General features: G+C 69.9%; 12 protein-coding genes. 7 read left to right on the forward strand and 5 right to left on the reverse strand.

The window, feature by feature from the left end:
• Positions 1–193 precede the first annotated feature (193 nt).
• Positions 194–1,279 carry an NsdA family TPR-like regulatory protein gene (locus IAG44_RS14120; protein WP_484602685.1) on the forward strand — a complete coding sequence of 362 codons (1,086 nt, stop codon included), beginning with the start codon at positions 194–196 and terminating at the stop codon, positions 1,277–1,279.
• A gap of 254 nt (positions 1,280–1,533) precedes the next feature.
• On the opposite strand, the gene IAG44_RS14125 is transcribed toward IAG44_RS14120, so the two are convergent.
• Positions 1,534–1,806, reverse strand: a complete 273-nt coding sequence (locus tag IAG44_RS14125; protein ID WP_187753142.1) for a hypothetical protein — start codon at positions 1,804–1,806, stop codon at positions 1,534–1,536.
• A 50-nt stretch (positions 1,807–1,856) separates the two neighbouring features.
• Between IAG44_RS14125 and IAG44_RS43530 the strand changes: the two genes are divergently transcribed.
• The 4 genes from IAG44_RS43530 (at position 1,857) to IAG44_RS14145 (ending at position 5,898) form a co-directional block, all read left to right on the forward strand.
• Positions 1,857–2,066 (forward strand): GntR family transcriptional regulator, encoded by a 210-nt coding sequence (locus tag IAG44_RS43530; protein WP_246561693.1) that lies wholly within the window; start codon positions 1,857–1,859, stop codon positions 2,064–2,066.
• A gap of 225 nt (positions 2,067–2,291) precedes the next feature.
• Positions 2,292–2,816 carry a PadR family transcriptional regulator gene (locus IAG44_RS14135; protein ID WP_187747480.1) on the forward strand — a complete coding sequence of 175 codons (525 nt, stop codon included), beginning with the start codon at positions 2,292–2,294 and terminating at the stop codon, positions 2,814–2,816.
• Positions 2,813–3,502, forward strand: a complete 690-nt coding sequence (locus IAG44_RS14140; protein ID WP_187747481.1) for an ABC transporter ATP-binding protein — start codon at positions 2,813–2,815, stop codon at positions 3,500–3,502. The genes IAG44_RS14135 and IAG44_RS14140 overlap by 4 nt, the downstream gene beginning before the upstream one ends.
• Positions 3,499–5,898: an ABC transporter permease gene (locus tag IAG44_RS14145; RefSeq protein ID WP_246561695.1), complete on the forward strand. Its 2,400-nt coding sequence runs from the start codon at positions 3,499–3,501 to the stop codon at positions 5,896–5,898. Before IAG44_RS14140 ends, IAG44_RS14145 begins: the two co-directional genes overlap by 4 nt.
• Before the next feature lie 417 nt (positions 5,899–6,315).
• Here the strand turns inward: IAG44_RS14145 and IAG44_RS14150 are convergent, their stop codons facing one another.
• Positions 6,316–7,266, reverse strand: a complete 951-nt coding sequence (locus tag IAG44_RS14150; RefSeq protein ID WP_187747482.1) for a hydrogen peroxide-inducible genes activator — start codon at positions 7,264–7,266, stop codon at positions 6,316–6,318.
• A 144-nt stretch (positions 7,267–7,410) separates the two neighbouring features.
• On the opposite strand from IAG44_RS14150, the gene IAG44_RS14155 reads away from it, so the two are divergent.
• Positions 7,411–7,965, forward strand: coding sequence for a peroxiredoxin (locus tag IAG44_RS14155; protein ID WP_187747483.1), 555 nt, complete (start codon positions 7,411–7,413; stop codon positions 7,963–7,965).
• A gap of 2 nt (positions 7,966–7,967) precedes the next feature.
• The gene (locus IAG44_RS14160) at positions 7,968–8,501 is read left to right on the forward strand and encodes an alkyl hydroperoxide reductase (RefSeq protein WP_187747484.1); all 534 of its coding nucleotides are present in this window, start codon (positions 7,968–7,970) and stop codon (positions 8,499–8,501) included.
• 21 nt (positions 8,502–8,522) lie between these two features.
• Here IAG44_RS14160 and IAG44_RS14165 read toward each other — a convergent pair whose 3' ends face one another.
• From IAG44_RS14165 to phoH2, 3 genes are all read right to left on the reverse strand, one after another.
• Complete coding sequence (locus tag IAG44_RS14165; protein ID WP_187747485.1) at positions 8,523–9,878, reverse strand: AI-2E family transporter; 1,356 nt, start codon at positions 9,876–9,878, stop codon at positions 8,523–8,525.
• Positions 9,879–10,006: 128 nt separating this feature from the next.
• On the reverse strand, positions 10,007–10,681 hold the full coding sequence (locus IAG44_RS14170; protein WP_187747486.1) for an aggregation-promoting factor C-terminal-like domain-containing protein: 675 nt from the start codon (positions 10,679–10,681) through the stop codon (positions 10,007–10,009).
• Between the two features lie 391 nt (positions 10,682–11,072).
• Positions 11,073–12,398 carry an RNA 5'-3' helicase PhoH2 gene (gene phoH2 / locus IAG44_RS14175; RefSeq protein ID WP_187747487.1) on the reverse strand — a complete coding sequence of 442 codons (1,326 nt, stop codon included), beginning with the start codon at positions 12,396–12,398 and terminating at the stop codon, positions 11,073–11,075.
• Between the last annotated feature and the right edge of the window lie 178 nt (positions 12,399–12,576).

Consider the following 12,576-nt stretch of genomic DNA (forward strand, 5'->3'; position numbering starts at 1 on the left):
CCACGGCCATCGGTCACGACCGTGTGGACGAGGTGGGGAGCAAGGACGGCCCCGCCCAGAAAGCCTGGACGCTGTTGGTTTATTCGGGGTGTGGGGCTACTTTGCCCCGTCGGGGATGAGCTCGGCGGGGCGAAGTGCTGCGAAGTGGCTGGTGCGGTTGCGAGCCCGGGGTGTCTGAGTGATGTGGGCGTCGATGCGGGCGGTTGCGCGCACCCAAATCGATTTGTCTGGTTACCGTGATCAGACCCCGCGTTCAGCGGGTACACCTGCTGTGGAAGGGGTTGATCCTGTGGACCGTCGGGTGTTTGTCGGCGCCAGCGCCCTACTGGGGCTGTCCGTCGCCACGCCGCTCGCGTCGGCGAGTGGACGCCAGCTCGGGCAGTCGGACATCGACCGCTTTGCGGAACGTCTCGTCGATCTCCGGCGTCTGGATAACTACAACGGCAGCGCGGCCGTCTATCCACTGGTGGGTGCGGAGGTCCGCGATCTCTCCAACCTGGCCAACACAGGGACCTACAACGAGGCGACCGCACGCGGATTGCTCAGCCTTCTCGGCGAGTTGTACCAGTTCGCTTCCTGGATCTCGTTCGACAGCGGTCGTCCAGAGCAGGCCCGGAAGCTCGCGCAGGCCGCCGCCGCTGCGGCGAACCAGGCCGGGAACCGGACCCTCGCGTCGACCGCGCTCTCGGAGTTGTCCTACATCACAGCCTCCTCGGACCAACCTCGCGAGAGCGTGGCGATGGCCCGAGCTTCCCTGGCCAACGCTCCTCGTGACGTACTGCCGGCGGTGGAAGTGGTGCTGGCGGACCGGCTCGCCTGGGCGTGCGCTCGTACTGAAGACTCCGCAGGAGTTCAGCGTGCCATCGGGATCTCCACCGAGGCGCATGACCGCCGCAACCAAAAGGCGGTTGAGGAGCCCGACACGGTTTACTGGATCAACCGCGATGAGTCGTCGATCATGGCCGGTAGATGCTGGGCAGAGGTGAAGAAGCCTCGGAAGGCCGTGTCGGTCCTCGAGGGCCTGAAGGCGCCGTACGACGAGTCACATGCCCGTGAAGTCGCGCTGTACCAGAGTTGGTTGGCGAGTTCGTATGCGGGCACTGGAGACCTTGACCGAGGCGTCTCCTCGGCGAACAAGGCCCTTGAGCTCTCTCATGGCACCGCGTCACCTCGGCTCAACACCATGCTTGAAGGGATGTTGGAGAGCTTCAGCCCTCACGCGAAGGCGCCCCAAGTGCGAGAGCTTCTGGACAACTGGTCGTATTCGCCGGGGAGTTGAGTGTGCGGACAGGGCCGTCAGCCTGATGGAAATCCGCCATGACGCCTGAGGAGGCGTCGGAAGCGGCGAAGTCCCGCCCGGCGCTTGGCCGGGCGGGACTTCGAGTGTCCGTCACGTGGTGTGTCGGCGCAGGGGCTGAGTGCTGCGGATCACGTCATACGCCGCGGGGCCCGCGCCGACGAGCAGCACACAGTCCTGGCAAGCATAGAGGGTGACTCCGGGGACGGGAGGCGCCGAGGTCAAGGCATCGCGGTTCATGCGCTTGCCTCCGTCGCGGCGAACGCGTCGGCGCCGAAGGGGGCGCCGTCGTAGGTGTAGGGGTAGTCGATGCCCAGGGTGGCGAGGGCGGCGGCGGTGCGGCGTTCCTGTTTGAGGCGGAGTTCCAGCGTGGCGTCGCTCTGGCGCCGGAAGAGCGCTGTGGCTTCCTCTTTCGTCGGACTGGTCCACGGACGGGACCATGGGGAGGACGGAGCGGTTTCGGCGCTCTGCGGTTGCGCCGCGAGGAACTTGGCGCTGCTGTTCGGCAAGCCCCGACAGGCCGATTAGGCCCGGCCTGTCGGGGCGTCTCGACGCGCTCATGGCGGAGATTCGGAACGGGACATATGGACCTGGCGAGCGCATCCCGAGCGATGCCGAGTTGTGTGAGCGTTTCGGGGTGGCGCGGATGACCGCGCGGCGGGCCGTGGGGGTGCTCCGGGAGCGTGGGCTCGTCCGCACCGAATGGGGCAAGGGCACGTTCGTGATCACCCCTTCCGAATCCGGCGGGGACGAGCAGCAAGCCGACTAGCTCTGGTTCACGGATCCGAAGATCCGCTTCCGTGACGTGGGGGCCTCTCCGTGGGAACGGTGAGGTCCCCGTTTGTATTCGGTGGCCCCAAGCACCCCGGATGGCCCCAACCCCTGTTCCAAACCCGTGACATTGGGCTGCGACCTGCGGTGATGGTCGTCGGAGGGCACCTCTACACACCCCGCGTATACACGCGACGTATACACCCCACGTATAGTCCTCCCCATGTCCATCGGTCACACCCTCCTGGGACTCCTGGAGTCCGGACCCCGTCATGGTTACGACCTCAAGCGGGCGTTCGACGAGAAGTTCGGTCACGACCGGCCGCTGCACTACGGCCAGGTCTACTCGACGATGTCGCGGCTGTTGAAGAACGGCCTCGTGGTGGTCGACGGCGTCGAGGCCGGCGACGGCCCGGAGCGGAAGCGGTACGCGATCACCGGGGCCGGCGTCACGGACGTCGAGCGGTGGCTGGCGTCGCCGGAGAAGCCGGAGCCGTACCTCCAGTCGACGCTCTACACGAAGATCGTGCTGGCCCTGCTGACGGGGCGCGACGCGGGCGACATCCTCGACACGCAGCGCTCCGAACACCTGCGCAGCATGCGCATCCTGACCGACCGCAAGCGCAAGGGCGATCTCGCGGACCAACTCATCTGCGACCACGCCCTGTTCCACCTGGAGGCCGACCTGCGCTGGCTCGAACTCACCGCCGCCCGCCTGGAGAAGCTGCGCGAGGTGGTGGCCCGATGACCGCCCCCGCCGGCTCCCTGCTGACCGCCGACAACCTCCGCAAGGCGTACGGCCCGACCATGGCGCTCGACGGCGCCGAGTTCTCCATCCACCCCGGCGAGGTCGTCGCGGTGATGGGCCCCTCGGGCTCGGGCAAGTCGACCCTGTTGCACTGCCTCGCGGGGATCGTCACCCCCGACGAGGGCTCGATCATGTACGACGGCCGCGAGATGGCCACGATGAACGACGCCCAGCGCAGCGCCCTGCGCCGCTCGGAGTTCGGATTCGTGTTCCAGTTCGGCCAGTTGGTGCCGGAACTGACCTGCGTCGAGAACGTCGCCCTGCCGCTGCGCCTGAACGGCACCTCCCGCAAGGCCGCCGAGAAGACCGCGCTGGGCTGGATGGAACGTCTGGAGGTCGACGACCTCGGCCGCAAGCGCCCCGGCGAGATCTCCGGCGGCCAGGGCCAACGCGTCGCCGTGGCCCGCTCGTTGGTGACCAGCCCGCGCGTCGTCTTCGCCGACGAGCCGACCGGCGCCCTCGACTCCCTCAACGGCGAGCGCGTGATGGAGCTGCTGACGGAGGCCGCCCGCACGACCGGCGCCGCCGTCGTCCTCGTCACCCACGAGGCCCGCGTCGCCGCCTACTCCGACCGCGAGATCGTCGTGCGCGACGGCAAGTCACGGGACATGGAGCGCGTCGTATGAGAGGCACGAGGCCGTGGCTGCGGGACCTCGGCATGGGGCTGCGGTTCGCGTTCGCCGGGGGCCGCGAGGGCTGGTCGCGGGCGCTGCTGACGGCCGTCGGCGTGGGCCTCGGGGTGTCGCTGCTGCTGCTCACGGCGGCCGTGCCGAGCGCGCTGAGCGCCCGGGACGCCCGCGAGGAAGCCCGCTCGGACTGGTCGTACGACTCGCGGACCGAGCCGAAGAAGGGCGACGACACCGTCCTCGTCGTCCGCGCCGACTCGCAGTTCCGCGAGCAGTCGGTGCGCGGACGGCTGGTCGAGCCGGAGGGGGCGCGCGCTCCGCTGCCGCCCGGCGTGAAGGAGTACCCGAGGGCCGGCGGCATGGTCGTCTCGCCGCACCTGAAGGAACTCCTCTCCTCCGACGCCGGGAAGCTGCTGCGCGAGCGGCTGCCGTACGACGTCGTCGGCACCATCGGGCGCCAAGGCATCGTCGGCTCCCAGGAGTTGTCGTACTACGCGACCGTGCCGGACATGAAGGCCAAGTACCCGGACAGCAACGTGATGCGGCTGGCGAAGTTCGGCAACCCGCAGACGAAGCAGGCGACCGAGGCACCCGACCCGATCCTCGTGCTGCTCACGCTCATCGTGATCGTCGTCCTCCTCATGCCCGTCGGGGTGTTCATCTCGGCGGCCGTGCGCATGGGCGGCGAACGGCGCGACAAGCGGCTCGCGGCGCTCAGGCTGGTCGGGTCCGACGGGCAGATGACGCGGCGGATCGCGGCCGGTGAAGCGCTCGCGGGGGCGCTTCTCGGGCTCGTGTTCGGCGCCGTGTTCTTCCTGATCGGGCGTCAACTCGCGGGCAGCGCCGAGCTGATGGAGGTCAGCGTCCAGTCCGAGGACCTGACGCCGTCGCCGCTGCTGACCCTGCTGGTGATCGTCGCGGTGCCCGCCGCGGCCATCGGCGTCACGCTGTTCACGCTGCGCGGCGTCGTCATCGAACCGCTCGGCGTGGTGCGCACGGCGCGTCCCTCGCGGCGCCGGCTGTGGTGGCGGCTGCTGCTGCCGGTCGCCGGGGCCGGGCTGCTGTACCCGATGCTCGGACAGGGCCGCACGGGCGGGGACTTCAACCAGTACCTCGTCGTCGGGGGCGTCATCCTGCTGCTCATCGGCGTCACCGCGCTGCTGCCGTGGCTCGTCGAGACGACCGTCGCCCGGCTCGGCTCCGGCCCGGTCGCCTGGCAACTCGCCGTGCGGCGCCTCCAGTTGAGCAGCGGGAACGCCGCCCGGATGGTCAACGGCGTCGCCGTCGCGGTGGCCGGGGCGATCGCGCTGCAGATGCTGTTCGCCGGCGTCGGGGGCGCCTACACCTCGGACACCGGGAAGGACCCGACGCGCGCGGAGATGGAGGTCCAGGTCCCCTCGTACACCCAGATCACCGCCTACACGGCCGCGTTGGACAAGACCGACGGGGTCGGGCGCGCCGTCGGACTCGCCAGCACCTACATGGGCGACGAGAAGTACTTCAAGTCCGAGGACGGCAGCGGCGGTTACATACGGGTGACCCTCGGCGACTGCGCGAGCCTGAAGGAGGTCGCCGTGCTCGCCTCCTGCAAGGACGGGGACGTGTTCCGGGTGCCCGGCGGCGCCGACGGCTACGAGTCGGACTCGGTCTCGGTCGCGCCGGACGCGAGCGGCACCGGCGGTGACGACGTGGGCATGCTGAAGGCGGGCAACACGATCTACTACAGCACGGACGACGAGGGGAAGACCCTGTCGCGGTGGACCGTGCCAGCCGGTGTCAGGACCGTCCGCGCCGTCGACGACCCCACGGGAGACCGGCGGTTCGGGATCCTGATGACGCCGAAGGCCATGCCGAAGGGCATCGCCGACACCTCCTTCGGCAGCGTCTTCGTCACCCTCGACGACTCCGTCCCCGACGCGGTCGAGCGCGCCCGCAACACGGCGGCGGCCCTCAACCCGACGCACGAGCCGATGATGTGGCACGAGACGGAGACCTCCGACGAGTACGCGAAGATCCGCACCGGGCTGCTGGTCGGCGCGACCTGCGTCCTCGGGCTGATCGGCGCGAGCCTCCTCGTCTCCCAGCTCGAACAGCTGCGTGAGCGGCGCAAGTTGCTCTCCTCGCTGGTCGCCTTCGGCACCCGGCGCCGGACGCTGTCCCTGTCCGTCCTGTGGCAGACGGCCGTCCCGATCGGCCTCGGTCTGATCCTCGCCACCGGCATCGGTGTCGCCCTCGGCTGCCTCCTGCTGGGCATGACCGGTTCGCGCATCGGCTTCGACTGGGCCGGGATCCTCACGATGACCGGGATCGCGGCGGGAGTCGTCCTCGCGGTGACGCTGCTGAGCCTGCCGCCCCTGCTGAGGCTGCTGCGGCCGGACGGGTTGCGGACGGAGTGACGGCGGGGTGAGCGCGGTGAGTTGACGGTGGTTCTGCGCAACACCGGGTGATTCTCACCGAGTTGACGCCGGGCCCTCGTGACGCGACGGAGGTGTCGCGGGGGCCCGGATGCGGGGCGGCGTGGGGAAACGGGCCGCTCCGGGTGGGGGAAGCGGGCGGTGGGGTACGTGGCCGGGGGGCCGCGTACCCCACCGCTTCCGCGCGTTGATGGGCCACGCGATCCGCCGCGTCCGCGCGTCGGTGGGCCACGACCCCTACCGCGTCCGCGTATTGGCGGGCCACGACCCCTGCCACGTCCGCGTGTTGGCGGCCCACGCCCCCTGTCGCTTCCATGCGATGGCGCCGCGCTCCCGCCTGTTGGGGCCGCGCTCTTCGCCGCCCCCGCGTACGTCCGGCCAACTCCCCTCCCCCGAGCCTCAGTTCACCGTCCGCACCGGCAGCGGCGCCAGCGATTTTCTTAGCGCGCACGCCAGTTCCCCGTACTCGTCGGCCCGTGCCGCGCCCGTCCGGGTCGCGAGGGCGATGCGGCGGGTGGGGGCCGGGGCGGTGAACGTCGAGACGCGCAGGTGGGGATTGCGGGCGGTCTCGACGGTGACGGCGGTGCGCGGCAGGAGCGTGCAGCCGAGGCCGCCGGCGACGAGCTGGACCAGGGTGGAGAGGCCGGCGGCGGTCGTGGTGACGGGGGCGTCCTCGCGGCCCGCCTCACGGCAGATGTCGAGGGCCTGGTCCCGCAGACAGTGGCCCTCGTCGAGGAGGAGGAGCGTCACCTCCTTCAACTGCTCGCGGGGGACGTCCCGTTGGCCGCCGAGTGGGTGGCCGAGCGGTGTCACCAGGACGAAGTCCTCGTCGAACAGCGGGAGTTCGAGCACGCCGGGGACGCCGAGGGGGACCGCGAGCAGGAGCAGGTCGAGCCGGCCCGCCGCGAGGCCGTCGAGGAGGCTCGCCGTCTGCTCCTCGTGGACCTGGAGGTCGAGCGCGGGGTAACGGTCGTGGACGAGTTCGATGACCGTCGGCAGCAGGTACGGCGCGACCGTCGGGATGACGCCGAGCCGCAGTGCGCCGGTGAAGGGCGCGCGCACCGCCTCCGCCTCCTCCAGCAGCGACCCGACCTCCGCGAGGACGGCGCGGGCGCGCACGGCGATGCGCTCGCCGGCCGGGGAGAGGAGCACCTTGCGCGTCGTCCGCTCCAGCAGCGTCACCCCCAGCGCCTCCTCCAGCGCGGCCACCGCCCCGGACAGCGCGGGCTGGCTCATGCCGATCGCGGCGGCGGCGTCCCGGAAGTGCAGGTGCTCGGCCACTGCCGCGAAGGCGCGCAGCTGGGCCAGACTGGGTGGGCGCCTCTTGGCCCCGGCATTACTCACGGTCACTGATAGCTACCTCCGATCAACACACCCGAGTGTAGCTATTTCCGTAATCAATGCACCTTGTGCAAGTATCCGCATCGTCCAACCCCTGGGAAGCGTCCGCGATTCGGACGCTTTCTCGCTGCAACCTCGATGCAAGGAGCGCTCGTGCTCACTGTCGGTGACAAGTTCCCCGAGTTCGAACTGACCGCCTGTGTCTCGCTGGAGAAGGGCAAGGAGTTCGAGACGATCAACCACAAGACGTACGAGGGTCAGTGGAAGGTCGTCTTCGCGTGGCCGAAGGACTTCACCTTCGTCTGCCCGACGGAGATCGCCGCGTTCGGCAAGCTGAACGACGAGTTCGCCGACCGTGACGCGCAGATCCTCGGCTTCTCCGGCGACTCCGAGTTCGTCCACCACGCCTGGCGCAAGGACCACGACGACCTGCGCGACCTGCCGTTCCCGATGCTGGCGGACTCCAAGCACGAGCTGATGCGCGACCTCGGCATCGAGGGCGAGGACGGCTTCGCGCAGCGCGCGGTGTTCATCGTCGACCAGAACAACGAGATCCAGTTCTCCATGGTGACCGCCGGCTCCGTCGGCCGTAACCCCAAGGAGGTGCTGCGCGTGCTCGACGCCCTCCAGACCGACGAGCTGTGCCCCTGCAACTGGACCAAGGGCGACGACACCCTCGACCCGGTCAAGCTCCTGGCGGGTGAGTGACCTTGTCCCTCGACGCCCTCAAGTCCGCGATACCCGACTACGCCAAGGACCTGCGGCTCAACCTGGGTTCGGTCATCGGCAACTCCGAACTCCCCGCGCAGCAGCTGTGGGGCACGGTCCTGGCGACGGCCATCGCCTCGCGCTCCCCGCTCGTGCTGCGCGAACTCGCCCCTGAAGCCCGGGAGTTCCTGTCCCCCGAGGCGTACCGGGCGGCCAAGTCGGCGGCTGCGGTCATGGCGATGAACAACGTCTTCTACCGCACCCGCCACCTGCTGTCCGACCACGAGTACGGCAACCTCCGCGCCGGCCTGCGCATGAACGTCATCGGCAACCCCGGCGTCGACAAGGTCGACTTCGAACTCTGGTCCTTCGCCGTCTCCGCCATCAACGGCTGCGGCCTCTGCCTCGACTCCCACGAACAGGTCCTCCGCAAGGCAGGCGTCTCCCGCGAGACCGTCCAGGAAGCCTTCAAGATCGCCTCGGTGATCCAGGCGGTGGGCGTGACCCTGGACGCGGAAGCGATCCTCGCGGACTAGGTCCCCGTACGACGGCCCTGCTCAGCCCCGCTGAGCGGGGCCGTCGGCGTCCTCGGCCTCGCTGTGTGCCGGCACAGCGTCCTCAAGGTCCTCGGCAGCGGAATCACCCTCCTCGTCGTCCCCCTCGTTCGCATAAGCCCGCAAATACCCCACCACCGTATTCGTCACCGCGACCAGCGGCACCGCCACCACCGCTCCCCCGATCCCCGCGACCATCCCGCCGGCGGCGACGGAGAGGACGACGGCGAGGGGGTGTACGCGGACGGCGCGGCCGAGGATGAAGGGCTGGAGGATGTGGCCCTCGATCTGCTGGACGGCGAGGACGACGGCGAGGGTCATGACGGCGGTGAAGGGGCCCTGGGTGACGAGGGCGACGAGGACGGCGAGGGCGCCGGAGGCGACGGCGCCGACGAGGGGGATGAAGGAGAAGAGGAAGATGAAGACGGCGAGGGGGACGGCCATGGGGACGTCGAGGAAGTAGATGCCGAGGCCGATGAAGATGGCGTCGATCAGGGCGACGACGACCGTGCCGCGGACGTAGGCCGTGAGCGTGGCCCAGGCGCGCGGACCGGCGCCGGCGACGCCCTCACGCGCGGCGGCGGGGACGAGCTTGAGGGTCCACTCCCAGATCCGGCGGCCGTCGTAGAGCAGGAAGAGCGTGGAGAACGCGGCGAGGAGCAGCCCGGTCAGCGCCTCGACGATGACCGTGACGCCTTCGAGGCCGGCCGAGGTGATCTCGTCCGCGTTCGCGCCCACCGCCTCGCGGAGGTTCTTGGCGATCGCGTTGATCTGTTTGTCGGTGACGTGGAAGGGGCTGTCGAGGAGCCAGCGGCGCAGGTCGTCGATGCCGGACTGGATCTGGTTGGAGAGGTCGTCGATGTTCTCCATGACCTGCCAGGTGACGAACCACCCGAGCAGCCCGATGACGACGAAGCCGAGGACGGCGGTGAGGGCGGTCGCGAGCCCGCGCGGCACCCCCCGCCGCTTGAGCGCGGCGACGGCCGGTTCGAGGAGGGCCGTGAGGAGGAGCCCGATGACGAAGGCGAGGACGACGAGCTGGACCGCGCTGATGACCCGCATCAGGATCCACACGGTCCCGGCGAGCACGAGGAGCCGCCAGCCGGCCTCGGCGGCGACCCGCACGCCCCAGGGGACGGCCTGCGCGGGGTCGGTGCGGGGAACCGGGGGTCGGGCGGGGCGGGCGGCGGGCCTCGGCTCCGGTTTGCGCGCGGCATCCGGCTTCGGCTTGGGCTTCACCGGCGGTTCGTCCAGCACCCCGCCGTCCCGCTCGACCTCCGCGCGCCGCTCGTCGAGCCGCTCACCCATCTCGGTCAGGCCCGCGCCGAGCCTGCCGAGCCACCCTGGTACCCGCGACATGATCCGACCTCTTGCCCTGTCTCTTCGCACCACTCCCTCCCTGGGAGTCGTCCGCACCCGACCGTACAGGGCGACAGCCCCTCCCTGAGGACGGGGAGGGGCTGTCGAAGGTTGAGAAACCGGTGGGTCTAGTACCAGTTGTTCGCCTGCCAGAACGACCAGGCGTCGCACGGGCTGCCGTAGCGCTCGTTCATGTAGTTCAGGCCCCACTTGATCTGCGTGGCCGGGTTGGTCTGCCAGTCGGAGGCGACCGAGGACATCTTGGAGCCGGGCAGCGCCTGGAAGAGGCCGTAGGCGCCGGAGGAGGCGTTGACGGCGCGGTAGTTCCAGCTCGACTCGTGGTCGACGATGTTCGAGAAGCACTGCCACTGGCCGCCGGCAACCATCTGACGGGCCATCGACTGGATCTCGGAGATCGAGTAGGAGCTCTGGACCGGGAAGTCGCCCTTGGCGGCCTTCGCCTTGGCCTCGGCCTCCGCCTTGGCCTTCGCGGCCTCCTCGGCGGCTTCCTTCTTGGCGATGGCGATCTCGGCGGCCGCCTTGCGGGCGGCCTCCTCGGCGTCCTTCTTCGCGCTCTCGTCCGCGGCCATGGCCTGGTAGGCGGCCTGCTGCGTCAGGGAGGCGGTCTGGACCTCCGCCTGCTGCCCCACGGGGATGTCCGCGAGGAGAGTGGCGTCGTCCGCCTTCGTCAGCGCGTCGTTCGGCTGCGCGACACTGCCCGAGGCGACACCCACGACACTTCCGACGGCGGTGACCGCGGTGGCCGAAGCCACTGCGAACCCCCGGACCGAGACCCGGCTCACACAGTTTCCTTCCAGCATCGCCCGCTTCGGTGACCCTGGCGGACGCGATCGTGCCCCTGGCGCTGGCCTCCGACTACGGGGTCACGGGAAGCGCTGGCCCACCGGCGACTCCTGGCAGAACCAGGGGCGCCTTCTGGTGCTCGGGCGGCATACGACGTCGAAGCTATGAAGTTGGTGCGCCGTACCCCTCGGGGTACAGGTGTGTCGTATGCGGGGCCTGACAGAACCGAGACTCTGCCGTAACCAGGCGCCGATGACAATTCCGGACCGGGTGTGAAAGCTCACATCGCCTGTGGGGCAAGGGATTTCGGCGAACGCTCCCACACGACGGCGCCGCCCCGCTAGGCTCTCGCCCTTTGCGGGACGGCGCCGAACGGCCGTCCAATACGGGTCAGATGCCGCCGTCCTCCAGCATTTCGGTCACGAGCGCGGCGATCTGGGAGCGCTCGGAGCGGGTCAGGGTGACGTGCGCGAAGAGCGGATGCCCCTTCAGCTTCTCGACGACGGCGACGACCCCGTCGTACCGCCCGACCCTCAGGTTGTCGCGCTGGGCGACGTCGTGGGTGAGGACGACCCGGGAGTTGGCGCCGATCCGGGACAGGACCGTCAGCAGGACGTTCCGCTCCAGGGACTGGGCCTCGTCGACGATGACGAACGCGTCGTGCAGGGAGCGGCCCCGGATGTGGGTCAGGGGGAGCACTTCGAGCATCCCGCGCGCGGTCACCTCCTCGATGACCTCCCGGCTGGTGACGGCCGACAGCGTGTCGAAGACGGCCTGGGCCCAAGGGCTCATCTTCTCGGACTCGGAGCCCGGCAGGTAGCCGAGTTCCTGCCCGCCGACCGCGTACAGCGGCCGGAAGACCATCACCTTCTGGTGCTGGCGGCGCTCCAGGACCGCCTCCAGGCCCGCGCACAGGGCGAGCGCGGACTTGCCGGTGCCGGCCCGGCCGCCCAGCGACAGGATGCCGACGTCCGGGTCGAGCAGCAGGTCGAGCGCGATGCGCTGTTCGGCGCTGCGGCCCTTGATGCCGAACGCCTCCCGGTCGCCGCGCACGAGCCGGATGTTGCCCTCGGGGCTGACCCGGCCGAGCGCCTTGCCGCGTTCGGACTGGATGGTGAGGCCGGTGTGCACGGGGAGGTCGGCGGCCTCCGGCACGTACACGTGTCCTTCCTCGAAGAGGATGTCCACCTGCTCGCCCGGCAGCGTCAGTTCGGACATGCCGGTCCAGCCGGAGGAGTCCGTGATGGCGAGTTCGGCGCGGTACTCCTCGGCGAGGAGGCCGACCGAGGACGCCTTGATGCGCAGGGGCAGGTCCTTCGATACGACGGTGACGTCGTACCCCTCGGCCTGGAGGTTGCGGGCGACCGCGAGGATGCGGGAGTCGTTGTCTCCCAGGCGGTAGCCGCTGGGCAGGATGCTGGGGTCCGAGTGGTTGAGCTCGACACGGACGGTGCCGCCCAGTTCCCCGATCGGGATGGGCGCGTCCAGGCGGCCGAACTTCACCCGGTAGTCGTCCAGCAGGCGCAGGGCCTGGCGGGCGAAGTAGCCGAGTTCAGGATGGTGCCGCTTGGCCTCCAGTTCGGTGACGACGACGATCGGGAGCACGACCTCGTGCTCCTCGAAGCGGGTCATCGCGGACGGGTCGGCCAGCAGGACGCTGGTGTCGAGAACATAGGTGCGCCGGTCGGACTTGTGGCGCTTTGTGCTGGTCACCACGGAAGGACGTACCCCCTCGGATGAGGTCGGGGAGCGACGGAGTGGAGCTGGACCGGTCCAGGACCCGTTTGCACGGGCCGAAAACCGGCCCTCCACTGCTTCGTCCGTGCCGTGACCGCACGGTCGGGCTGGTGCAAAGGGCCTCCCGGGCGGACGGCCCCGTGCCGCCCGCTGAGAT

Source organism: Streptomyces roseirectus (assembly GCF_014489635.1).
Lineage (GTDB): Bacteria > Actinomycetota > Actinomycetes > Streptomycetales > Streptomycetaceae > Streptomyces > Streptomyces roseirectus.

Bases quoted from the DNA above. Each gene is read 5' to 3' on its own strand.
- IAG44_RS14120 (WP_484602685.1), top strand. From the start codon at position 194: ATGCGGGCGGTTGCGCGCACCCAAATCGATTTGTCTGGTTACCGTGAT.
- IAG44_RS43530 (WP_246561693.1), top strand. From the start codon at position 1,857: ATGGCGGAGATTCGGAACGGGACATATGGACCTGGCGAGCGCATCCCG.
- IAG44_RS14135 (WP_187747480.1), top strand. From the start codon at position 2,292: ATGTCCATCGGTCACACCCTCCTGGGACTCCTGGAGTCCGGACCCCGT.
- IAG44_RS14140 (WP_187747481.1), top strand. From the start codon at position 2,813: ATGACCGCCCCCGCCGGCTCCCTGCTGACCGCCGACAACCTCCGCAAG.
- IAG44_RS14145 (WP_246561695.1), top strand. From the start codon at position 3,499: ATGAGAGGCACGAGGCCGTGGCTGCGGGACCTCGGCATGGGGCTGCGG.
- IAG44_RS14165 (WP_187747485.1), bottom strand. From the start codon at position 9,878: ATGTCGCGGGTACCAGGGTGGCTCGGCAGGCTCGGCGCGGGCCTGACC.